The sequence below is a fragment of the Legionella yabuuchiae genome (genome assembly GCF_900640115.1).
In the GTDB taxonomy this organism is placed as follows: domain Bacteria; phylum Pseudomonadota; class Gammaproteobacteria; order Legionellales; family Legionellaceae; genus Legionella_A; species Legionella_A yabuuchiae.
Genome location: NZ_CAAAIW010000007.1, coordinates 67833 through 93337 on the forward strand (window position 1 = coordinate 67833; position 25505 = coordinate 93337).

The following is a 25505-nucleotide window of genomic DNA, read 5'->3' on the forward strand; positions in this document are numbered from 1 at the left end:
TTAGGTTAGTCATGATGGCCTAATTCAGCCAGTAACTCAGCATTGTATTCACGTTTTAACGAGTCAATAATAAAAGTTAAATCACCAGCAATGACATCTTGCAACTGATAAAGCGTCAAGTTAATCCGGTGATCGGTTAACCGACCTTGAGGGAAGTTGTAAGTTCGTATTCGTTCTGAGCGGTCGCCACTGCCAACCATTAATTTTCGAGTTTCAGCTTGCTGTTGACGTTGTTTACGTTGTTCGGCATCCAATAAACGAGTTTTGAGTAACGCCATGGCTTTTGAGCGATTTTTGTGCTGCGAGCGTTCGTCTTGGCATTCAACCACTAATCCGGTCGGTAAGTGGGTGATCCGAATGGCTGAATCGGTTTTGTTAACGTGCTGACCACCGGCTCCAGAAGAGCGATAAGTATCAATTCGAAGTTCATCGGTATTAATTTCAATATCATCAATTTCTTCGACTTCAGGAAGAATTGCGACGGTGCAGGCTGAAGTATGCACCCGACCTTGAGACTCGGTTTCAGGAACGCGTTGAACGCGGTGAGTACCGGATTCAAATTTTAATTGGCTGTAGACATTATTGCCGCTGACTCGAGCAATCACTTCTTTATAACCACCATGCTCACCATAACTGGCACTGATCACTTCAATTTGCCAACGCTGCGTCTCTGCGTACCGACTATACATGCGAAATAAATCTCCTGCAAAAATAGCCGCTTCATCCCCACCTGTTCCGGCACGAATTTCAAGGTATACGTTTTTTTGATCGGCAGGGTCTTTGGGAATTAAGTGCCATTGCAGCGCTTCGTCTAAGCGCTCGACTTCGCTTTTGGCGGCATCCATTTCTTCTTGGGCCATGGCGGCCATGTCTTTATCGTCACCTTCGGCCAGCTCTTCCAAGGAAGAAAGGTTTTCTTTGGCTTTTAAGTAATCTTTATAGCACGTAGAGACGGGCTCTAAATGCGCATATTCTTTCGATAACGCTTTGAATTGATCCTGATCGGCAATGACGGGGGGCTCAGACAGCAGTCGACCGACTTCCTCAAAGCGTTCATGCATTTGCTCAAGCTTAAGTTCAAGTGATGGTTTCATTGGGAGTTGTGCCAGTGGTGGTTTTAAACAAATATTGTGCCAGTTCAAGCAAGTCTTGGCGATTGTCTTCGGCCGCTTGGCGTAATCCTATAGTGGGATGATGCGCGAGTTTGTTAACTAAACGCGCAGTAAATTCGGTAAGTACGCTAACTTGGCTATGGCCTGCTGCAAGCTTTTGTTTTGCACGCAGCAATTCATTTTGGGCAATGGATTGCATATGTGAACGGTAATCACAAATGATTTCATTCGCTTTGAGTGAGCGATGCCAGCGAATGTAATTTTCTAACTCATAATTGACCAATTGCTCAGCGTGATGTGCGGCATGACGACGTTCATTCATGCCTTTATCGGCCATTAATTTTAAATCGTCAATGTTGTATAAATGAACGTTATCGAGTTCAGCTACATCTGATTCAATATCACGAGGAACCGCGAGATCTAAAAAAAACATGGGCGCATGATTTCGCTCAGCCATGGCTTGGTTAACCAAGCTTTTCGTGATGAATGGCAATGGGCAAGCCGTGGCCGAAATCACAATATCAGCTTTAGCAAGATGTTCTGGAATATCGCTGATGGCTAAAGCACTACCCCCAAGAGGAGCGGCCAGAGTTTGGGCTTTTTCATAACTGCGACTGGCAACCATAAATTGATTAACCCCATGCTTATGCAAGTATTTTGCAACCAGGGAAGACATTTCTCCTGAGCCAATAATAAATACATTAAGTGGTTTAAAATCACTAAATAATTGGCTGATTAGTTGCACGGCTGCAAAAGCGATGGAAACTGGGTTGTTTCCAATGCCGCTGTTATTACGAATTCGCTTGCTTGCACTAAAGACGTATTCAAACACTTGGCGAAGATTTTGCTTAACCGTACCGGCTTCGCAAGCCGATTGATACGCTTGTTTTAATTGACCAAGGATTTGCGGCTCACCAAGCATCATGGAGTCTAGCCCACTGGCTACTCGTAAGGTATGTCGAATGCCGCTGTGACCAGGATGAAGATAGAAATAGGGCTGAATACTCGAGGGACATAACTGTTGTTCTTGGGCTATCCATGGAACAATTGCATCGGGATCCTGGGTGTGGCAATAAATCTCTGTTCGGTTACACGTAGATAAAATGGCGGCCTCATATACCTCGGGTAGCTCTACCAGGCGATTCAGCATCGAGGCTTGTTTCTCCACGGGCAGCGCGATTTTTTCACGCACCTCAAGAGGAGCTGTTTTATGATTAAGTCCGCAGGCAATAAACACAGTGTTGAATATCTGAAAAGTAACAATCTAATGGTTAATAATTGTAACCTATCGAGTGACAATTTTGTAGACTCTCTTAATAAATACCTCTGTACATGACAGGTTTTTTGTCATGTACAGAGAATAAATACCTAAAGCGCTTCAGCTAGGATAACTGATCAAGTTAGATGGCCCGAATAAATAGGACGAGGTGGAGAAGCATATCAGCCAGGTGGAGAAACGTATCGGACTAGGTAGAAGCAAGAAAGGTAGTGGTATTTGAAAACAACGTTCCAAATCATTTGATCCTAAAGTCTTTAGCAAATCAGCCGTTACATAAAGTAATCAATTTTTATACAGATTGGCTGTTCCCGAGGGGGGTTATATGGATATTATATTTCAGGGAAACCATAGCAGTGATGAAGCAACGGAAAGTTTAATTAATGTGATTCGGATGTTTAAAGAACGTTATCAAATTCAGCAATTTCGTGAAATGCATTTAACAGTAACCTTGGTGGATGATAGCGGAGAAGATGTCGAGTTGGTGGATAGCGAGACGGCCGAACCTTATCGAACATTTGAGGTCTATCGTGAGGGGTGTGAATTAACTAGACGAAGAGGCATCCCTATGTTGAAATTAGTTATCGATAACACCCGGTAATTAGGTGTATATGTCCTTAGTATTTGGCATTATTGCGATTATATTATCATTAATTTTAGTGATTGGATTACATGAAGTAGGTCACGCGCTTGCTGCTAAGCTGTTTAAGGTTAAGATCAAACGCATTTCAATTGGCTTTGGAAAACCGATTATCTTAAAATGCAGTAAAAAAGGTGTTGAATGGGCGTGGGCACGATGGCCAATCGGAGGATATGTTAAGTTATTAAATTCACGCATTGAACCGGTTCCTCCTGAGCTGCAGCCCTATTGTTTCGATAAGAAAGCCATTTGGAAACGCGTGATTATTCTTCTGTCTGGGGCTCTCGCTAATGCGATTGTTGCGCTATTTGCGTTGCAAAGTTATTTTATGATCGGGCATCGGGAAATGACACCAGTCATTGCGGCGATAATGTCTCCAAGTCCTGCGGCAGCGGCAGGACTTGAATCGGGCGATCAATTTCTAGCGATTAATGGCCAACTAACCCCATCTTGGCGAGCGGTGGGTATGCAATTTATCATGCTCCTTGATGAGTCGAATGTTCCAATTTTGATACAAAAACCGTCAGGCGAACAAGTTCAACGACATCTTAATTTAAATCAATGGGAATATAGTCAGAAAAAAAACGATTTATTGAAAGGACTTGGAATAAAGCCGGATGTATCGAAAACGCATTTAAAACAAGTTCCAGGTGTATCATTGTTTCAAGCTTTATATCAGGCTTTTGCGGAAATGATTTCAATTTTATATTTCTTCTTAGTCATGTTAAAACAACTATTTACTGCAACGATTCCCTTTGCCACGCTGCTTGGGCCCCTGGGGTTGTTTTCTGAAATGGTTATTTCATTTTTACATGGCGTAGCGGTTTACCTCTTTTTTATCGCGAATCTAAGTCTTGCGGTTGGGCTCGTTAACTTAATGCCTATACCGGGTTTGGATGGGGGATCTATTGTGTATGCGATGATTGAAAAAATACGAGGCAAGCCAATCTCTGTGCCCCTTGAAATTTTATTACACCGCCTTGCGTTAATCATTTTAGTCGTCGCCATGATTCAATTATTAATGAATGATCTACAACGATATCTTCAGTAAGCCAAGTCTTTTAATCCATCACCGCCCTGGCACAACACCACACATCAACAGTTAAAATTCCTGTTGCTTTTAATTGGCTCGCAAGCTCATGAGCAGTCCACCCTGTGGTGAGTAGATCATCAATAATGGTCACGTGTTTATATCGGTTCGGTCGCACATAAAACGAAGATTTGATGTTTTTTTGCCGATCTCTTTGATTAAGTCCTGCTTGGGAAAGTGTGTTAACAATCTTACTACAAAGCCTTAAGTCGTATGGCTTGTTTAGTGTCTTTGCTATGTATTTAGTGAGTTCGGCCGCTTGATTAAATCCTCTGGTTCGAAGCTTCTCTGGGTGCATGGGCACGGGTATTAAACATTCGCTAGCTTTTATATTGATTGGGGGTGATTGTAACATTAGGTCTGCAAGAAAAGCATTTAAATACAATGCTTCGTTATATTTAAATTGATGCAGCAAAATCCGCAAAGGCTCCTCATAACGATAAGAAGCAGACACGTTATCGAATGCGGGTTTTTGTTTGATGCATCGACCACAAAAAGAAAATGTATCTTCAAGCAAGGGTAAGGCGCAAATTTGACAGGAAGAACCAAGCGTAAGCAACCAGCGTTGACACTCATTGCACACCGGACCTTTATGATGATAATGTTCGCAAAGCGCACAAATTGAAGGCAGAGCAATGGGTTGTGTTATACTCCATTTTTTTAATTCCATGCGAGTTGGATCCTTAGGGCCAGTTAACGACGGTATCATGAATATAAACACTGAAATTTGCAACTCATTCAATGCACAGGCCAAGCAGTATGAACAATCAGCCAAAATTCAAACCGAAATCGGAAATCGGTTGTTTGAGCGGTTGCAATATTTGAAAATAAACCCATGTTTTATTTTAGATCTGGGGTGCGGGACAGGGGTTTTTAGCCAAAAGCTTAAAACATTTTATCCTAAAGCTAAGATAGTCGGTCTTGATTTGGCGAAAGCAATGCTTCATGAGGCTCAAAATAAACAAGGTTGGCGAAGAAAGTGGTTATTAATTAACGGTGATATGACGAAGCTCCCCTTTGCCACTGGAGTCTTTGATTTAGTATTCGCTAATCAGGTTTTGCATTGGTCTTATCCTGTTATGGAGACACTCAAAGAAATTAGTCGGGTGATGAACTTAAGTGGATGTTTTATGTTTACCACCCTTGGGCCAGATACCTTTTTGGAATTAAGGAAAACCTGGGGTGAAGTGGATGGCTTTAATCATGTCAATGATTTTATGGATATGCACGATCTAGGCGATGAGCTAATGCAACAGCAATTCCTGGATCCTGTTGTGGACATGGAAATGCTAACGGTCCATTTCCAATCCCTTGAAGCTTTGTTGCACTCATTGAAATCACAAGGTGTACGCAATATCCATTCCAATCGCAATAAAGGCTTAACAGGCAAGCAGAGATGGAAGCAATTTAAACAACTATATCCTACCATCGATGAGCGATATCCCTTAACCTACGAAGTGGTTTATGGCCATGCCTGGAAAGGAACTAGCCGCCAAACCAATCATGGAACAGAAACGTTAATTCCTATTGAACAGTTAAAACGAGGCATATAGTCCTGATTGTTCAAAATGTGTGATTTATGCGTTTTTTTGCCCTGCCGCATTTTAAAAAACTCGCAAAGAAATAGACCCTTACTCGCTTGTGAAAATGCGGCAGGACAAAAAATAAAGGCCCCAAAAACACGCATTTAGAACGATCACGGGTATATAATTTAACTAATAGATGCACTATGATTAATAGATGCACTATGATTAAGTCATGTTGGGTTCTTAAAAAACATCATTAGTAAAAGGAGCGGGTATGGAGTTTGTCAGTCGCTATGTTTCTCATAAACCGGATGAGCACGGATATGTTAATTACTCTCCAGAGGAACATCGTATCTGGCAACTCTTATATCAGCGGCAGATGGAGTTATTACCGGGACGAGCCGCTGACGAGTATTTACACGGGCTAAAAAGTTTAGAATTAAAAGCCGATCAAATCCCACAATTGCCCGATGTCACGAAGCGCTTAAAAGCACTGACTAATTGGGAGGTCGCCCCTGTCGATGCCTTGATCTCCGCGCGAGAATTTTTTGAGCTTTTGGCTCGGCGTCGATTTCCGGCAGCAACCTTTATTCGTAGTGAAGACGAATTAAATTATGTTAAAGAGCCGGATATCTTTCATGAATTGTTCGGCCACTGCCCTATGTTAACTAATCCAGTTTATGCCGATTTTGTTCACGATTATGCACGTAAAGTCTTGGAGTTTCCAGAATCCAAATGGGCGTTGTTGCAGCGCTTGTTTTGGTTTACGGTCGAGTTTGGTCTTATTCAGACTGAGCAAGGTCTGCGAGCATATGGGGGGGGAATTCTTTCTTCTATCAGTGAAACAGAATATAGCATTGAAAGCGATGTTCCTATGCGCGTTCTCTTCAATCCCGTTGTTGCTTTTCGAACTCCTTATCGCATCGATCAGTTACAACCGATATATTTTGTGGTTCATCGTTATGAAGAGTTGTATGAATTTGTGCATTCGGATGTACGAGGGTTCATTGAAAAAGCCTGTCAATTAGGCGAGTTTCCTCCACTGTTTCCAGTGGAAGAAAATAACCCAAGTATCCATATCCGTGTCTGCTAACTCGCACGGCTGTTCCATTTTAATAAGAACTGCACTTAATCTGTTGTCGTTTTAAATCTTGACAAATCCTTGGCAGGAGTCTGGCCCAGCATCAAAAAGTTCAGGCTGTTCCATAGTTAACGCTTTGGTCTTAGAAGGCAACAAAACAGTGCGTTCTGCAAATCGCTGACTTAATTGTGCGATAGCTTGTGTGATTAGGGCATGACGAGAGTTTGCTTCAAAAGCATATTTGGAACAACGAGTTAAAAACTCACCAGCGACGTTGGGCGATCGAACGATTAAATTGGGTCTAGCAGGGCTTGAAAGCGATTGTTTTTGAGTTGGGCGTTTATGATCGGGCATCACTTGAATAACAGTACCTGTATACGGACTTTGTGGATTAGCATTGTGCTCATTAATCCAGGCCGCAAAAGAGTAATCGGTGCCAGGTTGATGCGCTTGGCCAAAATCATCTCCCATGAATGCAATATGAGTTACGGAGCGATATCGTTCATCTTTCAGTAATTCAGAGGCCGCCTTGGCTTTAGTCTGGTTATAGCGTAGCTCACAAATATGAATGCCTCGTTGCACTGAAAAGTTCGCTAATGCTTCTGGAGATTCTCCCTCTTTAGGCGTTAGAAATTTAGCTTTTAAAAGTTGGGCAAACTTATGTTCTACTAGGTTTAAATCAGATTCATTTTTAATCAGGTCACGCAAGGGTGAGGATACTATAGAAATCGAATAATTTTTTTCCTCAATCAGTGCATCAATGAGCGAGGGATCTATATCAGAGTCGAAATAGGGTACTAAAATAGCGCGTATGGCTTGTTTTAGTTCCAAGATTGCTGTTTCGGATTTTAGGCTCCTAATTAATACTTGTTCACGCTCAGTGAAATCAACTAAAACGTTTTGAAAGCCATCCCTATATTTTACTTCAAGACCATGAGAGCCAATAACCGTTAAAGGAATGCTGACTAACTCTTCACGACCAGGGCCACCCCAAAAAATAGATTCAAAAGTTGCAATGTCTCTGCCCGTAATGAACACAACTTGTTCAGGGGCGACTTTCATCAGATCTAAAATAGCAGTTCTTGCTCTAGGGTCTGGCCAGGCTTCATAGGGATTGGGGACGTGGGGCGAAATGGTACCATCATAGTCAATAAAAATTAGCCCATTCTTCTTCACTAGGGTTTGAGCAATGTGTTGACTAGAATCGGACATGGTTTGTCTGACTAAGACTTGATCAATAATATCGCGACGCCATTCTTGACCATTTTCACATTGCACTGTTCTTTTGAGTTCTATAGCACGAGCGACGCGTTGGATAGGGTTTAAGCAATCCATTTGTTGAAATTGCTCAAGAAGCGACGTGGGATTTAAGGGATCAATAATACAGGCTTGCTGTAATTGCGCTGAAGCCCCAGCATTTTGACTAAGCATGGGTAGCGCTGGGATTTCTTCTTTATAGTTTTGAAAAAATGCGGTTAAAATACTTGTAAAATCGAGTTCTAATTTTGTAAGTACATCATAAAGCTGTTTGTTCTCAGTAAATGACTCCTGTAAAGCGCGGGCATAAATTATGAACGCGTCTTTTTCTTCCTGGCCCATGGTTCGTGACATTACTGGAGAAGAATAATCTTGCACAAAATGAAATAATCTCTGAAGACAACTCTGAACCAGACTATCTTGAGCAGAAACCCACTCTTTGACCACGAGATTCATCCCATCGGCTCGCGAGCTAATCATAACTGGCCCGAGTCGATAAAATTCAACCATAGCGTTCGGTGATATAAGCTTAGGCTTTGAGGGAGTTTTTCCAGGGCTGGTTAAGGCTTCTTGTAAGGTTTTTTCTTCGGCTAAATACACAAAATTATCTGCAATATAACTGTGTTCTGAAAGAAATCGTTTAATAGCAAGAAATTTTTCCAGAATGGTGTTTAGTTCTTGCTGATAAGCTGGAACTTCTAACCGTGAGGGAACAATAAATAATAATAATGAATGCCGGATGGGTTGATGCTCCGCTATGCACCGTTGAAGATAAGTTAAATAAGCGTCTAATAAAATAAGAACATTTTTTTCAGGATCTAACCTTCCTATCGAAGTAAATAACTGCGTTCCAGGGGTTCGACGTTTAAAGTCCCATAAAGGTTTTAACGTCCGATAATCACTGAGTAAGTCCGCTTGCGCTTTTTGTAAAAGATTAAGTCCTTGAGATGCTTCTTTAAGGAGTTGATCCAATAAAAAACGTTGTTCAATACCTCGGGCTTGAAATTCAGCATCAAGGTCATGCTTGGTTTGTTGAAAGGCCTCTGTTTGCAATGGTTCAAGTGTTAGGCGACTTTTAAGAAACGAAGCAAGATCGCCAGGAGCGTTTAACTCTTTAATAAGGCTTTCCACCAAAGCATTAAGATAAGAATGCATAGCGGCTTCAGTTAATTGTTCTAAGCGTAAATCAAAATGAGCGTCTGAGTCTCCTTCGCATTTCATTGAAACACCGAGGAGTTTGCCATAATAATTAAGAATCGCTTGGTCACTTAAATCCCTTGTGGCAAATAAACGGTAGTCCGTCCCGATAGGATTAACATGAACATCCAATGTTTTTGTTGGTAAGGTTATGGCAGTATGTCGAGAACTGAACGCTTCAAATCTTGCGTCAGGATAGTAAAATCGCACACAGTCAATAAAGTTTGATGCGTCCTTTTCCGTTTGAAAAGCAATGTGATTGGAGGAGAGTAACCCATCAATTATTTCTTTACCGGTATTGAGTAAGTCGTCTGGCTCTGGCGCTATCTCTGATTCGGTATCGGAATCATCGTCTTCGGGAAGAGAGGGTCGAATAAAGTTCGGAATGCTCGGAAATTCTGCTTTAAACGTATCCACGTCTGGCCAGGGTATATGATGAAAATAACTGGTTTTTATCGCGCGTAGGGCAGTGGGCAAGGCTTTTTGTAAACGGCGTTGTTCTTCTTCTGAATAATGAGGACTAAGTTCACCAGTGCTTGGTGATGGGGTAAGCTCTGAAATCACAGATTTTAAATACTGCTCTAAATAATGAAACACCAGCATGATCTGGTAGTCATGAAGCCAATTGATGTCTAGGCTAATCGGCCGCCTTGCTAATAGATCTGAGATTATATCTCGTGCCAGAGCCTTGGCGTATTTTTTGTTGACGGTTTGATAAAGACGCCATTCTTCAGAAGTAATGACGAGATCAGAATCTAAAGAGCCGAGGTCCGATGAAACGTGACTTGATTTATGAAATTTATTCCATACTTTTTCATTGACAAAGCGATACCATTCTTTATAACGATGAGCAGGAACCGTCACAGGGGAAGTATTACGCTGTTCTTGTAAGCTTCCATACAGTTGACGTAATTCTGACTCGCCAGATTCCAAATCTTCCAAGTTTCTGACAGAACTAACCCGTCTAACCAGGTGGTGAGAAACTTTACTTCCAGGAAAGCAATTCATAATCCATTCAGTACCTTGTGGAAAGCCACTTTCGCTACGTAATACTGTATCTTGCCAGCTTCCACCTTTTTCTTTAATGATAATTCGCAACTTACGTGAAGCGAATGATTGTTCACTGTCTTTTGCACACGTAAAAACATCGGATGAAATTGTGGTGGTCACCGTCAGAGGCATGATAAACTCCCCTCAAATTAAGAAAGCAAATTGGAAATTGTACTCAGGCTGTATAAAATTAACAGCCTAATTTCATAATATTTTTAGTCAATACGCCAGTTTCCTTCTTCCAATGGGGAGAGTAGCTTAAGGATGTGGAGTTACGAATTGTTTCTAGGCTTATTAAAAATGCCTCAAAATAACCCTCAAAAGCATGCCCCTTACCCGCATGCTCACAGGAAATTAAGGTTCGGTGGTTTTTTTGTCTTATGTACACAGGTAGGTTCGTCAAGGTCGTTGTAATCAAACCGTTCTCTTGTTAATATCAACCAACCCGTGGTGTTCATTGGCTAATCTGTCAAGGAGCATAAATTGATTAAAGTATTAATTGTTGATGACCACGCATTGGTTCGTATGGGAATTCGACGATTATTAGAAGATTTATCGGATATGGACGTGGTTGCTGAGGCTGAGAGTGGTGAAGTGGCTTTAGCTAAGGTAAAAGCACACCATCCTGATGTTGTATTGCTGGATATGAAAATGCCTGGAATCGACGGTTGGGAAGTCACAAGACGTCTTAAAAAATCTAACCCTCACGTCAAAATTATCGCTGTCACGGCTATGAGCGCTGCGCCATTGCCTGGCCGAGTATTGCAACTCGGCGCAATGGGGTATTTAACCAAAGAGTCCGGCGCTGAAGAAATGGCTACTGCGATTCGAAAAGTGTTTAAAGGAGAGCGCTACCTGAGTGCCGAAGTAGCCCAGAAAATGGCAATCAGCAGTTTACAAACTTCTCAAGACTCTCCCTTTGATCGTTTATCCGAACGTGAAATGCAAGTTATGTTCATGATTACTTCAGGCATGACGGTTCAAGAAATTTCTGAGCGCTTATTTTTAAGTCCTAAAACGATCAATGGCTATCGTTATCGCATGTTTGAAAAGCTTGAAATTAAAAACGATGTCGAATTGACTTATCTAGCCATGAAGCACCGAGTCATTGAACAGCCATCGGATTCGGTCACTGAAGAATAATCCCCGCCAGATATACCCGTAATCTTTCAAAATGCGATATTTTAGGCAATATAATTTTTTGTCCAAGCGTTGAGTAAAGTGATAGCCAGCCCTATCATGAACGTTTTTTCTACGCTTAGGCGGAAAAAGTATTCGCTTAACGGTCGCATTTTGAAAGATCACGGTAAATATAGTTTGTAGTATAATTTATAGATAATGAATCAAGTTGATAAAAATATATCTAACTACCTCGCAAACCTAACCACAGAACCAGGTGTATACCGCATGCTGGATCAGGATGGGGTTGTATTATATGTAGGCAAAGCGGCTAATCTAAAAAAACGGGTGAGCAGTTACTTCAGCAAGGCGAACATTGGCGCAAAGACCCAATCGTTAATTTCCCAAGTGAATGCAATCGAAGTGGATGTAACTCGCAGTGAAACGGAAGCCTTACTGTTAGAAAGCAGTCTGATTAAATCGTTGCGGCCTAAGTATAATATTTTGATGCGTGATGATAAGACCTATCCTTATCTTCATGTCAGCAGCCATCACCAATATCCAAGTATGGAAATTATGCGCACCAAGAAAAAGCCTAAAAAAGGTGATTTTTTTGGCCCATACCCAAGTGTACTTGCTGTACGGGAAACATTAAGTACCATCCAAAAAGTCTTTAAGATTCGAAATTGCAGCGACAGTTATTTTAGTGGCCGCTCACGTCCTTGTTTACAATATCAAATTAAACGTTGCAGCGCGCCCTGTACTGGCTATATTTCTGAAGAAGAATACCGTCAAAGCGTAGATGATGCAGTTAACCTATTACAGGGCCGCTCTCAGGATCTGTTGTACGAACTCGAAAAACGCATGCAGGATGCCGTAAGTCAATTAAATTTTGAGCAGGCTGCTAGAATCCGAGATCAAATTAAGCACTTACGACTGGTTCAGGAGCAACAAGGCATGGTGCAACTGCGAGGAGATGCGGATGTCATCGTCATCTTTGCTATACCTGGTTTTGCCTGCGTTCAGTGTGTAACCATTCGAGATGGGCAGGTTTTGGCGAGTCAAAGCTTTTTTCCTTCGGTGCCGAAACAATCATTGTATGATGCTGAAGACTTATCTTCAGATCTATGGGAAGAAGTTTTTTCGGCCTTTGTCCATCATTATTATGCAGACACTCCCGAGCGAATTCCAGCCACAATTATTACCAATCACTCGCTTTTTGATAAATCGGCTTTAGAATCCATGTTAACGACTTTACGCGGAAAATCTTGCCGTATTCAAACCAGACCTCGAGGAGTAAAAGCTCGGTGGTTGGATTTTGCAAACAATAATCTTCAAATGGCGATTGCTGAACAAATGAGTTCAGAGACGATGACGGAAAAGCGCTATCAGGCCTTGCAGCGTTTTTTAAAACGGGAAACGGATATTCAACGGATGGAGTGCTTTGATATTAGTCATACACAAGGGGATGCTACAGTAGCTTCGTGTGTTGTGTTTAATAAACAAGGGCCTAACAAAAATGAATATCGCCGCTTTAATATTCAAGGCATTACACCGGGTGATGACTATGCAGCGATGAAACAGGCTTTAAGCCGACGATTTAAACGAGCCATGGTCGATAAAAATCTACCAGACGTATTAGTTATTGATGGCGGGAAAGGGCAAGTGGCAGTAGCCAGTGGAGTATTGCAAGAATTAAATATTTCTACCGTTCAATTGCTGGGTGTCGCAAAAGGTCCAACTCGAAAAACAGGCTGGGAGCAATTAATTTTAGCGGATGAACAACGAGAAGTGACGCTACCCGCCGATTCACCAGCACTTCATTTGTTGCAACATATCCGTGATGAAGCGCATCGTTTTGCCATCACCTTTCACCGTAAAAAAAGAAGTAAAGCGGGACTTGAATCCTCATTGGAAACCATTCCAGGCATTGGAGCAAAGCGGCGACAAGCTTTGCTCCGTCGATTTGGCGGGCTTCGTGAATTGGCGAAAGCTCCCGTTGATGAAATTGCAAAAGTGCAAGGGATTAGTTTGCATTTGGCCGAACAAATTTACCAACACTTTCATAGATAGGGTGCGGTGGTGCGACCGCCTGCCGTTGTGGAATTGCATCAATATTAACCATAACAATCAAATAATAAATATAATTTTAATTATATTCTTTAGCGGCAAATCATTTAATCAGGGGTTTTTTGTAATTAATTTGGGGGGCTCTCTGAAGTATATAACCGAAGTCCTGATCTGATTCATTGTGCGATTACTAACCCTCTCCTGAGTATGGTCTATACTACTAACGTGTTTCGTTATTAAGAAACGATAACTTATTACATTGGAGAAAATCATGATGACTAAGAAAATATTAGCAACCTGCTTAGGTCTTGCACTGACAAGCTCTTTTGCCTTTGCCAATGAGGCGGGGGAGGACAAGGGTGTAATGGCGACCTTTAAAACGGAGGACGGGAAACAGATAAGGTGCTTAGTCCATCGCGACGATAGAGATGTGTTGACAGGGGTAAGGAAAGGACAAGTGGTGCGATTGCAGGGATATTTGAAGGTATATGACTTTTGAGATGACGGTGATGTCGGGAACCATTCCATTGTTTGGCCGCTTGAGAGAAGCTGAGCGAACCTTTGGGGATTAGGGAAATGTAATTAATCCATCGGCTTATAAAATGGTGAGTATGCGTTTCAAGAAACCATCACTTCTAAGTTCAAGAGATAGGTCAGGTTCACATGAAGCATAAGCCCATTGTATAAACCGTCGCCAATACATGCAGAGGCGGGGAAGCCCCGCCCCTTGCTCAAAAAGCTGCCGTAATTTAGCGATGGCTTTGTCCAAATTGAATCGCCGAAAAACTAGCTTTTTGAACGATTACGGGTATAGATTCTAAGTGATTAAGCGTGACTTATAAATATACCCGTAATCTTTCAAAATGCGTGATTTATGCTTTTTCTTTTTCGCCCTGCCGCATTTTAAAAAACTCGCAAGGGAATGAGCCATTACTCGCTTTTTAAAATGCGGCAGGACAAAAAATAAAGGCGCCTAAAAACACGCATTTTGAAAGATTACGGGTATAGCTCTTTACTATTTTTAAATTTTGCCGTTCACGGTTGAACGGGCGAATTAATTTGAGGGGCTCTCTGAAGTATATAATCGAAGTCCTGATCTGATTCATTGTGCGATTACTAACCCTCTCCTGAGTATGGTCTATACTACTAATGTGTTTCGTTATTAAGAAACGATAACTTATTACATTGGAGAAAATCATGATGACTAAGAAAATATTAGCAACCTGCTTAGGTCTTGCACTGACAAGCTCTTTTGCCTTTGCCAATGAGGCGGGGGAGGACAAGGGTGTAATGGCGACCTTTAAAACGGAGGACGGGAAACAGATAAGGTGCTTAGTCCATCCCGACGATAAAGATGTGTTGAGGGAGGTGAGGAAAGGAAGTAAGGTGCAATTGCATGAATCTCCTACTATTCAATTGGAGCCTGGAACAAATATCGAACAGGAAAAAGGCGGAGGGGGGGAATACTAGGGCGGCGGTGGGTGGGTCCTTTGGGGATTAGGGGAATGTAATTAATCCATCGGCTTATAAAATGGTGAGTATGCGTTTCAAGAAACCATCACTTCTAAGTTCAAGAGGTAGGTCAGGTTCACATGAAGCATAAGCCCATTGTATAAACCGTCGCCAATACATGCAGAGGCGGGGAAGCCCCGCCCCTTGCTCAAAAAGCTGCCGTAATTTAGCGATGGCTTTGTCCAAAGTGACTTTGGCAAGGGTTAATTGTTTGGGACTGAAATGATACCCCAAAAAATCAAATCCCTTTTCGATGGTTCCGATATAGGTTTTATCCGGATGAAGCGTTAATTGCAATTCATCCAAGATTTGATAGGTGCGGCGAATCACTTTCTTTAACTGATGTCTTGTTTTACAAAGCACTACCCAGTCGTCCATAAAACGAGCATAAAACACACCTTTTATTTGAGTCATCGCACAATCGAGCCGATGAAGCGCAATCCCTCCTAATAACGGGGAAAGCGGTGAGCCCTTTGGCAATCCTTTATCATGGTCATAATAAAGCCCGCCCCAAGTGCTTGGAACTTTTAGGCTTTGCATAATCAGCGAGGTGAGCGGGTTATCTTCTATTAATGACACTAAATCCTCATGCAAGACTCGATGATTAATATGTTCATAGTATCCTTTGATATCACTTTTGAAAACAAAACGATAAGACTGAAGATTTTCCTTCGTATGATTCACCGCTTTTTTTAATCCGCCATTACCTTTTAAATGGTAGCAATGTGGACTTAATAATAAACTGGACTTCAGAATGTCGGACAGGATGAGGCTCATGGCTTTTAATATTAAACTATCCTGGCTGCTATAAAGACTTAAGGTTTCATTAGGCATGCGGTATTGGGTTCTAGGAGAGAATTGATAATCCATCCGTACAAGAGACTCACAAAGCTCTGGAAGCAGCTCGTTTTTATGATGCCGTACATGCCAGCAGTCACTACTGATTCCTCGATGTGAATGCGCTTTACAAAGCCATTGATAAGCCCGCTCGATAATAGGTTGTATAGATTCTAAGTGAAGCATGACTTATGAATGGCCCTATACTATATTTAAATAAAAAAAAAGAAGTTACCCATGCCAAAATTTATTAGTTTTCAGCTAAACTTATTTCTAATTTAGTCGAAATAAGAGTAAAGGATAGTGTAACTATCGGTTTTTGAAGTTGCATTAATTTTGAGCGATTTTTTCTTGAATATAAGGGAAGCTGCTCATTAAGTAAAGATGAATTGGGATAAAATCATGAATAGAAAACAAGTAGTGATTGCAACCGCTTTATCAATAGTTGCTTCTCTGGCGATGGGAAAAGACGAGCCCGTTTATTATGGCTCCGCCTTATGCAAATATCCGCAATATGAATGTGTCCGCGTAGGACATAGTCAATCCTGGGAGCGTATGTTTCCCGATGAGCGTGAGCGCGATTTAGTACAACGATTAAACAGAACCTATAATTATCTTTGGGCTGGGAAAGTGATTGCTGTACCAAAAGATTTAAAAAATACGACCTGGAAAGACATTTCACCTTTCCCTTTAAAAATTAAGCCGGAAGAAAAAACAAAACAAATTATTGTGGATCAGGATAAACTGGCCTATGGTGCTTACGATGAAGAAGGAAACTTAGTCAAATGGGGGCCAATTTCTTCAGGAAGCGATCGCTGCTCTGATAACAGCAGCCCAACGTGCAGAACGAAAACCGGGATATTTCGCGTATTCAGCATGGAGAATGAAAAATGCAAGTCTAATGTATTCCCCCTTGGTCGTGGAGGGGCAAAAATGCCTTACTGCATGTATTTCCATAAGGGGTTAGCCTTGCATGGCTCAGATGACATACCGGGTTATCGTGCAAGTCATGGATGCATACGAATGTTTACACGTGATGCAAAATGGTTGAATCATCATTTTGTGGAAACTTCTAAAGATTCCAATAGTTTTTTAGGGACTAAAGTTATCGTTAGACCATTGGCTTCCAGGGAGAAAAAATAATGAAACAGAATATTGTATGCGCCTGGGTAAGCATCGGAATAATGCTCTTGATGTTCGCAGGCGTTGCCACGGCAAAAGAGGATGAAAAAGAAGAACGTAGAAACCCTTTAGGCTGTGTCGATGTGGGATATGAATTTGAATTAAAGACGTTAAATATTCTTCCAAAAGAAGCCGGAGAAAGAAACTCGCTTTATTTTATTCTGAATAAATCCAATAGGCCCATTAATTTATATCAAATGCGTGAGCAAGAAAGTTCTTACAGCACATTCCTCAATCATGAAATATCTCCTAATCGTTGGGCGGTATTATCCACTTGTGAAAAAGAAATAAAATACGTCTGTACCATTGAGGATAAAAAATCAAAGTATGGAAAAGTCGTTGATTGCTCAAAACATTTACAAGTATGTGAATTTGCCCGAGTGCGATTTGGTTTAAACAATCGAGGGAATCACTGGATTGTAAACAGTAATACCAGAGGAGGTGCCGTTCGAGAAGTCGTGAATTACGGCATTATTCCACAATAAACTAATGAGTTAGTACGAATAACTGATTGGCGTGGCAAAAGGACAAGGGGAAAAAAATGAAATCGGTAATGCCATGGGTTTGTCTTTTCGCAGCAGGTCTTAATTGCGCTTATGCAGATAATGGAATAGAGGCTTATCGGCAAGGAGATTATGCTAAAGCAGCAGAAATACTCTCTAAGAATTCAGCAAACGATCCGGTTGCAGAATACTACAAAGGGCGTATGCGTCTTTATGGCTATGGCCTTTTAAAAAATAACACCCTTGCCTTACAGCACTTAACAAAAGCGGCAGAAAAAGGATATTTACCTGCTCAAAACATGTTAGCGCGTTATGAATTGCTGGCTGAGAATAATCCTGAAAAAGCCTTGTACTGGTTTAAAAAAGCAGCCGATGGGGATGATTTAAAAGCTCAAATGTATTGTGCTGCCGCGTATATGTTTGGGTATGGCACAAAACAAAATCCCACTATGGCGCGACGTTATTACATTGCAGCAGCTAAAAATGATAATCCTATTGCGCAATACACCCTTGCTGAATATTTTCTAGACAGTCGAAATGCACACAATCGAAAACTAGGGTTAATCTGGCTGAATAAATCCGCAGAGCACGGCAATTACCAAGCGCAATTAAAACAAGGAGAGCTCTATGCTGAAGGAAAATTGGTCTCCAAAAACACCGATGAAGCACGAAGATTAATTGATGCGGCGATTAAGCAAGGCTCAGTTGTCGCTCTTTATCAAATGGGCGGTTTAGAACAACAATTGGGCAATCTTACACAAGCTAAAGAATGGTACACCAAAGCGGCTGAAAAAAATAATACTCTAGCTCAGATTGCCTTGGCAAAATTGTACTTAACCAAAGATGGGCAATTTTATGATCCTAACCGCGGATTTTTATGGATGTTAAAAGCCGCGCAAAATAATGCCGTTGAAGCACAGCGCGAACTTGCCAAGCTGTATAAGGACGGGATTGGCGTTTCACCAGATGAAAATTTGGCGAAGGAATGGCAAGAGAAATCCAAACAACCAGTTAAAAAAACCTCCCTTGAATCACGAGATGAGGTGGCGCGTTGGTTGAGTAATGATAAATCCAATGATTTTGCCGCAAGTGGATATTCTTTAACAGGAATCCAAAGCCCTTGGAATAACCCACGTGCTTTAAAAGAAAACAGTTACAACCCTGCGCCACAAATAGCAAACGTCACGCGGGAGCAATTGTACAAGCCACAATTTGTATTAACCAACCCCAATGATATTAAAATCAGTGAGTACTACAACGCATTAGCTACTAGCCTAAACCCACTGTCCAACGATAAGCTAATTTTGCCGCAATACCCTATCGATACACTGGAAGCCTTTGAGCCGGAAGAACCATTAATAGCGAATAGTCCATTAAATTCAGTTGGGTTTGCTGAGATGAATTATTTCCCTCAGCCAGTTGACGCTCACTTTGATGTGTTGGCGTTTATGTCTAAAACAGAATTCAATCCATCACGATCCGAAAAAACACCGTTTGAGAAAATTTTGGGCAAAGCCATCTTGGGCGTACCAGACGCACAATTTAAGCTTGGTCAACTCTATGAGCATGGTATCGCGGTGAATCAAAACTATCAGAAAGCGATGGAATTTTATCAGTTGGCAGCGGAGCAAAAAGATTTGCGTGCTGAATATAATATTGGTCTTATGTATTTGGAAGGGAAGGGGGTAGAGCAAAATTATAAAGAAGCTGAATCGTGGTTGAAAGATGCTGCTTTTAAAGGTAATGCCATGGCTCAATACGCTTTAGCTAGAATTAAAGAGCAAGGATACCGCGATGATGCAGGTAATTTGGTCATTGAATCTGACCCCACAGAATCGATTGCCATGTACTACGTGGCTTCTTCAAATGATCATGGACTTGCTCAATATCGCTTAGCCGAAATTCTGGTGCGAGAAAAGCAAGACGATGTCAGTGTGGCCGCGGTTAAAAAACGTAACAAAACGATTGAGAAACTTTATCATGGGGCGGTTCAAGAAGGGGTGCAAGAAGCCGCGTTACCTTTAGCGTTTTTTAATGCCATGGATACAAGTGTCGAGCAGCAAAAAAATGCTTACACGGTGGCAAGACAACACGCAGAACAAGGCAATACGCAAGCGGCGTTATTGTTGGGCTTGATGTTGGATCGAGGAATTGGGGGGAATAAAAATCCTTCCGAAGCCATTTATTGGTATCAGAAAACCACCATGACCCCAGTTGGCGCTTTCATTATGGGGACTTATTTAAATGAAGGAAAACATATTAGTCAGGATCTGGCCACCAGCAAGCAACTGTTGAAACACTCAGCTGACGCTGGGTTTTCATATGGTAATTTAAATTTAGCCGTGGTGAAGCAACGAGATGATCAGGACTTTTTAGAAGAATTAAATGCGGCTCGAACTTTAGGCAACAGCACTGCGGGATTACTGCTCGCGGACTATTATTTATCCCTAGGTAGTGATCCGAAAAAAATGCAACAAGCACGTGAGATTTATCAAGAGTTTGCAGAAAAAGGCGATAAAGAAGCGCAATTAAAGCTTGCTTTTATGCATGAAGAAGGCTTGGGCGGTAACGTTGATGTGTCGGCTGCAGAACTTTGGTATAGCAAAGCTGCCACACAAGGGCAACCTGTAGCTCAATATTTGCTCGGCAGAATGCATTTCTTAGGAAAGGTGGGTGACAAACCAGACTATAAAGAAGCAAATCTCTTAATGAAAAAAGCGTTAACGTCTTATTCACCAGCAGCGGTTGCCTTAGGATTTATTCATGACACAGTATTTGATAACTATCAAATCGCGCTTGCATCCTATCAGCAAGCAGCAAAACAAAATGATACGGTTGGTCAATACAATTTGGGATTAATGCATGAGCTTGGAAAAGGGGTTCCAGTTAATTTCGAGAAAGCTCAAGCGCTCTATTTCAAAGCCGCTGAGGCAGAGAACGCCGAAGCGATGGTTCAATTAGCAGGTCTTTATTTTAATGGCTTAAATGGTCCCAGAGATGAACGAACCGCGCTACATTGGTATCAAAAAGCAGCCGCTTTAGGCAATAGAGAAGCCTTATATCAACTAGGGTTAATGTCTGAGACGGGAGTCGCCAAAGAGTTAGATCCTTCAGCCGCGGTTAATTTCTATCAGCAAGCGGCAGATAAAGGCAATACCAAAGCCATGTTAGCCTTAGCTAGAATGTATCAATATGGGCAAGGAACGGCTAAAGATCCTAAAAAAGCCGTAGAGCTCTATAAGCAATTAGCGAACCTGAATAATCCCTATGCCCAATTCCAGCTGGCGACGTTCTATTATGATGGTACTCTAGGTGAGCAACAATCTAAACAAGGCAAAGACTTGTTGATTAAAGCGCAACAAAATGGGTTCAAGCAAGCGGGCAATGTCTTGCAATGGCTTGAAGCACAAGCCGAAGAACGACTTAGTTATATTGAACCCGTTCAGGTCAATCCAAGTCCTGAACTCGCGGGGCAACCGGTTGAGTTGATGTATTTTGATGCAATGAATGAGTGGAATCGTGGAGATGAAGTGTTATCGAGAATGATATTAAATAAAATATTACTGCGATTTCCTCATTACACCCCAGCAAAAAGGGCATACGATCAATTGCATCAAACTTGGTCTCCAAAACATTTTAGTTAATCCGAAATTAGACAAGGATCGTTATGTCAAAGCTTACAGGCAGTCAATTACTCGTTAAATGTCTTGAGGCACAAGGTGTTGAATATATTTTCGGTATCCCTGGGGCAAAAATTGACAGCGTATTTGATGCTCTATTGGATTCAAGTATTGAATTAATCGTTTGTCGGCATGAACAAAATGCAGCTTTCATTGCAGCCGCGTACGGACGACTCACTAAAAAACCTGGTGTCGTGTTGGTAACTTCGGGTCCTGGAGTTGCCAATTTGGCGACAGGTTTATTAACAGCAACGACCGAGGGTGATCCAGTCATTGCAATCGGGGGTAACGTACCCCAGTCTATGGAGCTTAAACAATCTCATCAGGGAACTAATAACGTTAAATTGATGGAAGCTGTAACCAAAAAAAGTGTTGAGGCTCATACGGCTGATAATATCCCTGAAATCATTGAAAATGCGTTTCGTATCGCCTTGCAACCCACAAGCGGTGCATGTTTTATCAGCGTTCCACAAGACGTGTTGGGTCAAACAAGCCAATGGCCGCCGATCCCTGTGATGCCAAAGCCAAGTTATGGCCAGTCTCCTGACGTACTGCTTGATGATGTGGCAACCCTAATTAATCAAGCCGAGCAGCCGGTCATTTTCTTAGGCATGGAATCTAGTCGATCAAATAACACCGCAGCCATCCGAGCTTTGTTAGAGAAAACTCCCTTTGCTGTTGTCAGTACGTATCAGGCCGCTGGTGTAATTTCAAAAGAACTTTTAGATTGTTTCATTGGTCGAGTTGGCCTTTTTAAAAATCAACCAGGGGATCAAATTCTTGATGGTGCAGATGTGGTGCTCACTATTGGCTATAACCCAGTTGAATATGATCCTGAGATTTGGAACTCAAAAAATGATAAGACAGTGATCCATTTAGATTATGCTCCTTGTGATATTCATAATACCTACCATCCTGTTTGTGAAGTCCTAGGGGATATCGCAATGAACATCCAGGCGCTATCTACGCGTTTAAAAAAGCGCGAAGAAATTCACAGCAATAAAAAAATCATGCAAGCCCGACAAGAACTCTTAGACAAAGTTGAGTCGGGTAAGACTTATAAAAAGGCGCCAATTCATCCGCTTAGATTCATTTATGAATTAACTCAGGTAGTTAATGATGAGACCACAGTGTGTTGCGATATCGGAACGGTTTATATGTGGATGTCACGCTATTTCTTTTCCTATCGTCCTCATCATTTGTTATTCAGCAATGGTCAACAAACCTTAGGGGTTGCATTACCCTGGGCTATTGCAACCAATTTTGCATGCCCTAATCAAACCGTCATTTCAATTTCCGGTGATGGAGGGTTCTTATTCAGCGCTATGGAGCTTGAAACTGCCGTTCGAGAAGGTCTTAAGTTTGTGCATTTCATTTGGCGAGATGGCTCATATAACATGGTTTTAGAACAAGAACTCATGAAATACCATCGCAAAAGCGGGGTGGATTTTGGGGTAGTTAATATTCCTGATTTTGCTGCATCCTTCGGAGCATTAGGTCTAGAACTGCATCGACCCGAGGAATTTAAAGAAATTTTTCATAAGGCCCTCAACGCCAAAAAACCGGTATTAGTAGACGTCCCCATCGATTACAGCGATAACGCAGAGTTATTTAAATTAACCGATCCTAAAGAAGGTCATTAAGCTTTTTGGTTAGGTCATTTTTGACCCAACCAAATTTAATCACCAATATTCCCTAATTGCTTATTTGTATCACCGTTGATTGCGTTTACCTCAATGGACAAGCCCCGTTCAATGAGGAATAAAAAGTTTTAAACATTCTTGAATTTTAAAAAAAAAGAACTATATCTATAGATACCCAGCATGATTCTGGTGATAGTCGAATTAACTTAAGGAGAAATGAGATGAATATTATGAAACGCGAGCAACAAGGATGGCCAAAAGATTATCTCAGTACCGTATTAAATGAAGTGTTAAGACCATTCAACTTTGAAGAAGAAGCCGAAACAACCTTATGGAGCCCAGCGGTAGATATTCGAGAAGAAAAAGACAGATACATTGTGAAGGCTGATATTCCAGGCGTTGAAAAAGATGATATCCAGCTATCTTTAGAAAACAACATGCTCACGATTAAAGGTGAACGTCGTTATGAGAAAAAAGAAGAGAAAGAAGGGTTTTCTCGTATAGAACGAGTTCAGGGTCAATTTTACCGCCGATTTGCTCTACCGGACACCACCGATGAGTCAAAAATCAAAGCAAGCTATAAAAAAGGCGTGCTGGAAGTTGTAATTCCTAAGAAAGCGAATGAAAAAGCCAAGAAAATCAATGTGAAAATTGAAGACTAACAGATAATGACGTTTGTCCCTTTTGCTTGAAAGTTTGACTTTTTTGTAGCCTGGGTGAAGGTTATAGACTTAACCCGGGATTTCGATCTTACCATAATCTCCCGGGCGTATTCACGTTCAGGCTACTAAACTACAAAAAAACTTAAGCCGCCATTTCCTTAATGCGAGCGGTTAAACGGCTTTTAATTCGAGCCGCTTTATTTTCATGAATCAAACCTTTTTGAGCCGCCTTATCAATAATAGGCTGGGCTTTTTCATAGGCTTCTTTTGCTGCATCTTTATTGCCAGACTCCACAGCTTTTAAAACATTTTTAACGTAGGTACGGTACATAGAACGCGCACTAGCATTATGTTGGCGTCGCTTAACGTTTTGTCGGGCGCGCTTAATCGCTGACTTAATGTTTGCCACTTACAATCTCCACTTACTCGGTGTAAAGAATAAAAGCGCGATCATGCCCCTCTCGTCTCGCTTTGTCAAGATATGTACACTATTTTTATCTTTGTCATCTAAAGCATCCTGGTTCATCACCGAAGAATTATTTTTTTCGATAACCGTCGATTGTCGATAATATTGCCCAGAGAACGCGGGTTTTCGTGTTGGCCAGAGCAACCGTTGCTATATTATAACCGCGACGCAATTGTTTATCCGATTTATCAGCATCGCTACTCATAACAAATCAATTTCCATGATAGTATTTACACCTGTGGATCGCTACTTATGAGGCTAAGCGTTGGCATTTTAAAAATGCGGCCGATAAGCGGGTTATAACTTTCTGCTTTTTATAAAGGAGTATTTTTTAATGAATTTTGTACAGGGAAAAACGTTTTTACTGGCTCTTTTATACAGCGTTTCTGTCGCTGTAAATGCAGGTGGGGATACTAAGCATAATGTCAGTACAATTCCAGAACAATCGCCAGGATTAGGTGGCAGTATTGGTGGTCTTTACATACAACCCAGTGCGAATAATCTTGAATATGCCGTTTATACAATACCTCTCCCGCTTCCAGCACCTAATTGGTACCAACAGTCTGTTAAGCCTGATTATGCACCGGGATTTACACTGGGGGTGCATTATAATTTCGAAAGTAAACAGGACCAGGTTAAATTAGACTGGTTGCATTTTCAAAACACTGACTCCGCAAATTTTTCTGCCGAGCCAAATACCTCGGTTGGACCAGAATCCTACTTCGGACCGACAGAACAATTTTTGCTTAATACCGCAGCCAATAGTACAGTAAAATTTAACATAGATCACGTTAACCTGGTGCTTAGCCATTTCCTTAACCTGAATGACACTATTCAACTTGAACTTCTTTTGGGCGCGAGCGCAGCTTATCTAAAAGAAGATATTAAAAACAATTATTCTGGTCGTGATCCCGTCTTTGGCCCATATACTCACCGAGTCTACACGGACTCTAGCCTTACAGGATTTGGTCCACGGTTAGCAGTTGAAGGTCGTTATTTTGTGAATAATCACTTCGGAGCGAATGTTGGAATTGGAAGTAGCCTATTCGTCGGAAGCTTGTCTTCAAGCACCAATTTTACTTCATGGACGGCAAATACCAACGGGCCGACTAACAGTACGCCAACCAACACAACGCTTTCGAATCAGCGACAGACCGTTGTTGTTCCTGAGATAGACGGTAACATAGGATTATTTTACACAACGACTTTTAATCAAAATTCAACATTAACCTTCCAACTTGGTTATTTGTTCCAAGACTACATTAATTCGATTTATCAGGTGCTGCCTAGTTCTTTGGTGCCAACTGCTTGGGAAGCTGGAACGGTTGCTATCATCAGTCAAACCCAGCGTCAGAGTGACCTTTCCATGAATGGTCCTTATATAAAATTAGTCTATAAGTGACTTAAATTTATATTTTGGACTATTGCCAGTGGGCTAAGTCAACTTTTTTTCCTCTATGTCAAGATCCCGGACTGGTTCCGGGAACATCCGTAGGCACTAGCAATGCCGCGGAAAAGTATCACGGGTATATTGCCCCTGAGTAACTAGGAAAAACCAAACTAAACCAAGACCAATAAAAATAGCATTTAATAGACCATACA

At 41.5% G+C, this 25505-nt stretch carries 20 protein-coding genes; 14 read left to right on the plus strand and 6 right to left on the minus strand.

Going from position 1 to position 25505, the window contains the following annotated elements; genetic code table 11:
* Positions 1-5 precede the first annotated feature (5 nt).
* Together prfA and hemA are read right to left on the minus strand one after the other, a co-directional pair.
* Complete coding sequence (gene prfA / locus E1O47_RS04090) at positions 6-1094, minus strand: peptide chain release factor 1 (protein WP_133129997.1); 1089 nt, start codon at positions 1092-1094, stop codon at positions 6-8.
* On the minus strand, positions 1078-2349 hold the full coding sequence (gene hemA, locus E1O47_RS04095) for a glutamyl-tRNA reductase (protein WP_133129998.1): 1272 nt from the start codon (positions 2347-2349) through the stop codon (positions 1078-1080). The genes prfA and hemA overlap by 17 nt, the downstream gene beginning before the upstream one ends.
* Positions 2350-2713: 364 nt before the next feature.
* Here hemA and E1O47_RS04100 point away from each other — a divergent pair, with 364 nt between their 5' ends.
* Both E1O47_RS04100 and E1O47_RS04105 read left to right on the plus strand, forming a co-directional pair.
* Positions 2714-2989 (plus strand): hypothetical protein, encoded by a 276-nt coding sequence (locus E1O47_RS04100; RefSeq protein ID WP_133129999.1) that lies wholly within the window; start codon positions 2714-2716, stop codon positions 2987-2989.
* Between the two features lie 10 nt (positions 2990-2999).
* Complete coding sequence (locus E1O47_RS04105; RefSeq protein ID WP_133130000.1) at positions 3000-4079, plus strand: M50 family metallopeptidase; 1080 nt, start codon at positions 3000-3002, stop codon at positions 4077-4079.
* 10 nt (positions 4080-4089) lie between these two features.
* Here E1O47_RS04105 and E1O47_RS04110 read toward each other — a convergent pair whose 3' ends face one another.
* Positions 4090-4788, minus strand: coding sequence for a ComF family protein (locus E1O47_RS04110; RefSeq protein WP_242601999.1), 699 nt, complete (start codon positions 4786-4788; stop codon positions 4090-4092).
* 37 nt (positions 4789-4825) lie between these two features.
* On the opposite strand from E1O47_RS04110, the gene bioC reads away from it, so the two are divergent.
* A complete protein-coding gene (gene bioC / locus E1O47_RS04115; protein WP_133130001.1) occupies positions 4826-5671 on the plus strand; it encodes a malonyl-ACP O-methyltransferase BioC in 846 nt (281 codons plus the stop codon).
* 247 nt (positions 5672-5918) lie between these two features.
* Positions 5919-6737, plus strand: coding sequence for a phenylalanine 4-monooxygenase (phhA, locus tag E1O47_RS04120; RefSeq protein WP_133130002.1), 819 nt, complete (start codon positions 5919-5921; stop codon positions 6735-6737).
* Between the two features lie 51 nt (positions 6738-6788).
* Here phhA and E1O47_RS04125 read toward each other — a convergent pair whose 3' ends face one another.
* Positions 6789-10361 carry a trehalose-6-phosphate synthase gene (locus tag E1O47_RS04125; protein WP_133130003.1) on the minus strand — a complete coding sequence of 1191 codons (3573 nt, stop codon included), beginning with the start codon at positions 10359-10361 and terminating at the stop codon, positions 6789-6791.
* Between the two features lie 351 nt (positions 10362-10712).
* On the opposite strand from E1O47_RS04125, the gene letA reads away from it, so the two are divergent.
* The 4 genes from letA (at position 10713) to E1O47_RS04145 (ending at position 14888) form a co-directional block, all read left to right on the plus strand.
* Complete coding sequence (gene letA / locus E1O47_RS04130) at positions 10713-11372, plus strand: two-component system response regulator LetA (protein WP_133130004.1); 660 nt, start codon at positions 10713-10715, stop codon at positions 11370-11372.
* 195 nt (positions 11373-11567) lie between these two features.
* Positions 11568-13421: an excinuclease ABC subunit UvrC gene (uvrC, locus tag E1O47_RS04135; protein ID WP_133130005.1), complete on the plus strand. Its 1854-nt coding sequence runs from the start codon at positions 11568-11570 to the stop codon at positions 13419-13421.
* 268 nt (positions 13422-13689) lie between these two features.
* Positions 13690-13917: a hypothetical protein gene (locus E1O47_RS04140; protein ID WP_133130006.1), complete on the plus strand. Its 228-nt coding sequence runs from the start codon at positions 13690-13692 to the stop codon at positions 13915-13917.
* Positions 13918-14615: 698 nt separating this feature from the next.
* Complete coding sequence (locus E1O47_RS04145; protein ID WP_133130007.1) at positions 14616-14888, plus strand: hypothetical protein; 273 nt, start codon at positions 14616-14618, stop codon at positions 14886-14888.
* Positions 14889-14942: 54 nt separating this feature from the next.
* On the opposite strand, the gene E1O47_RS04150 is transcribed toward E1O47_RS04145, so the two are convergent.
* Positions 14943-15953: a reverse transcriptase/maturase family protein gene (locus E1O47_RS04150; protein WP_133130008.1), complete on the minus strand. Its 1011-nt coding sequence runs from the start codon at positions 15951-15953 to the stop codon at positions 14943-14945.
* Positions 15954-16226: 273 nt separating this feature from the next.
* On the opposite strand from E1O47_RS04150, the gene E1O47_RS04155 reads away from it, so the two are divergent.
* The 5 genes from E1O47_RS04155 to E1O47_RS04175 all read left to right on the plus strand — a co-directional run bounded on the left by E1O47_RS04155 (position 16227) and on the right by E1O47_RS04175 (position 23437).
* Positions 16227-16910: a L,D-transpeptidase gene (locus E1O47_RS04155; protein ID WP_423202754.1), complete on the plus strand. Its 684-nt coding sequence runs from the start codon at positions 16227-16229 to the stop codon at positions 16908-16910.
* The gene (locus E1O47_RS04160) at positions 16910-17434 is read left to right on the plus strand and encodes an endopeptidase IV (RefSeq protein ID WP_133130010.1); all 525 of its coding nucleotides are present in this window, start codon (positions 16910-16912) and stop codon (positions 17432-17434) included. The genes E1O47_RS04155 and E1O47_RS04160 overlap by 1 nt, the downstream gene beginning before the upstream one ends.
* Positions 17435-17490: 56 nt before the next feature.
* Complete coding sequence (locus E1O47_RS04165) at positions 17491-21096, plus strand: tetratricopeptide repeat protein (RefSeq protein ID WP_133130011.1); 3606 nt, start codon at positions 17491-17493, stop codon at positions 21094-21096.
* 23 nt (positions 21097-21119) lie between these two features.
* A complete protein-coding gene (gene alsS / locus E1O47_RS04170; protein ID WP_133130012.1) occupies positions 21120-22775 on the plus strand; it encodes an acetolactate synthase AlsS in 1656 nt (551 codons plus the stop codon).
* A gap of 221 nt (positions 22776-22996) precedes the next feature.
* Positions 22997-23437: an Hsp20/alpha crystallin family protein gene (locus E1O47_RS04175; RefSeq protein ID WP_133130013.1), complete on the plus strand. Its 441-nt coding sequence runs from the start codon at positions 22997-22999 to the stop codon at positions 23435-23437.
* Between the two features lie 142 nt (positions 23438-23579).
* Here the strand turns inward: E1O47_RS04175 and rpsT are convergent, their stop codons facing one another.
* Positions 23580-23846 (minus strand): 30S ribosomal protein S20, encoded by a 267-nt coding sequence (rpsT, locus tag E1O47_RS04180; RefSeq protein WP_133130014.1) that lies wholly within the window; start codon positions 23844-23846, stop codon positions 23580-23582.
* A 391-nt stretch (positions 23847-24237) separates the two neighbouring features.
* On the opposite strand from rpsT, the gene E1O47_RS04185 reads away from it, so the two are divergent.
* Positions 24238-25305, plus strand: a complete 1068-nt coding sequence (locus E1O47_RS04185) for an Lpg1974 family pore-forming outer membrane protein (RefSeq protein WP_133130015.1) — start codon at positions 24238-24240, stop codon at positions 25303-25305.
* Positions 25306-25505 lie beyond the last annotated feature (200 nt).

Bases quoted from the DNA above. Each gene is read 5' to 3' on its own strand.
- E1O47_RS04125 (WP_133130003.1), bottom strand. From the start codon at position 10,361: ATGCCTCTGACGGTGACCACCACAATTTCATCCGATGTTTTTACGTGT.
- E1O47_RS04145 (WP_133130007.1), top strand. From the start codon at position 14,616: ATGATGACTAAGAAAATATTAGCAACCTGCTTAGGTCTTGCACTGACA.
- E1O47_RS04150 (WP_133130008.1), bottom strand. From the start codon at position 15,953: ATGCTTCACTTAGAATCTATACAACCTATTATCGAGCGGGCTTATCAA.
- E1O47_RS04175 (WP_133130013.1), top strand. From the start codon at position 22,997: ATGAATATTATGAAACGCGAGCAACAAGGATGGCCAAAAGATTATCTC.
- E1O47_RS04155 (WP_423202754.1), top strand. From the start codon at position 16,227: ATGGGAAAAGACGAGCCCGTTTATTATGGCTCCGCCTTATGCAAATAT.
- phhA (WP_133130002.1), top strand. From the start codon at position 5,919: ATGGAGTTTGTCAGTCGCTATGTTTCTCATAAACCGGATGAGCACGGA.
- E1O47_RS04185 (WP_133130015.1), top strand. From the start codon at position 24,238: ATGAATTTTGTACAGGGAAAAACGTTTTTACTGGCTCTTTTATACAGC.
- E1O47_RS04105 (WP_133130000.1), top strand. From the start codon at position 3,000: ATGTCCTTAGTATTTGGCATTATTGCGATTATATTATCATTAATTTTA.
- E1O47_RS04140 (WP_133130006.1), top strand. From the start codon at position 13,690: ATGATGACTAAGAAAATATTAGCAACCTGCTTAGGTCTTGCACTGACA.
- uvrC (WP_133130005.1), top strand. From the start codon at position 11,568: ATGAATCAAGTTGATAAAAATATATCTAACTACCTCGCAAACCTAACC.
- E1O47_RS04160 (WP_133130010.1), top strand. From the start codon at position 16,910: ATGAAACAGAATATTGTATGCGCCTGGGTAAGCATCGGAATAATGCTC.
- prfA (WP_133129997.1), bottom strand. From the start codon at position 1,094: ATGAAACCATCACTTGAACTTAAGCTTGAGCAAATGCATGAACGCTTT.
- bioC (WP_133130001.1), top strand. From the start codon at position 4,826: ATGAATATAAACACTGAAATTTGCAACTCATTCAATGCACAGGCCAAG.
- alsS (WP_133130012.1), top strand. From the start codon at position 21,120: ATGTCAAAGCTTACAGGCAGTCAATTACTCGTTAAATGTCTTGAGGCA.
- E1O47_RS04110 (WP_242601999.1), bottom strand. From the start codon at position 4,788: ATGGAATTAAAAAAATGGAGTATAACACAACCCATTGCTCTGCCTTCA.
- E1O47_RS04100 (WP_133129999.1), top strand. From the start codon at position 2,714: ATGGATATTATATTTCAGGGAAACCATAGCAGTGATGAAGCAACGGAA.
- E1O47_RS04165 (WP_133130011.1), top strand. From the start codon at position 17,491: ATGAAATCGGTAATGCCATGGGTTTGTCTTTTCGCAGCAGGTCTTAAT.